Origin of the sequence: Bradyrhizobium cosmicum (assembly GCF_032290525.1) — a bacterium.
GTDB lineage: Bacteria > Pseudomonadota > Alphaproteobacteria > Rhizobiales > Xanthobacteraceae > Bradyrhizobium > Bradyrhizobium cosmicum_A.
This window is the reverse complement of sequence record NZ_JASXTA010000535.1, coordinates 1-242: the sequence shown is the minus strand read 5'-3', so window position 1 is coordinate 242 and position 242 is coordinate 1. Positions and strand designations below refer to the sequence as shown.

The following is a 242-nucleotide window of genomic DNA, read 5'->3' as shown; positions in this document are numbered from 1 at the left end:
GGGACGAATAGCCAACACGCTCTCGCGCATGTGGTTGGCGATCTCGTCGGCGGTCAGCCGGTAGCCGTTGGACATGAGGTTGGTGATCGCCGACCGGAGCTTGCTGGCTCGGCTGACGATCTGCTCGGCGGCGTCTTTGGATGCGCCACCGCTCTTTGACCCCGGCGCGTTCGGATACTTCTCAGACATGGACAAAGCTCTCCCGTTCGCCCCGAAGGGCGTTTTTCAGATCAGCGATGTGC

1 pseudogene is annotated in these 242 nt (G+C 62.0%); it reads right to left on the bottom strand.

Going from position 1 to position 242, the window contains the following annotated elements:
* Positions 1-189, bottom strand: a pseudogene (locus tag QSV46_RS40850) (hypothetical protein); the annotation flags it as partial.
* Positions 190-242: the final 53 nt, after the last annotated feature.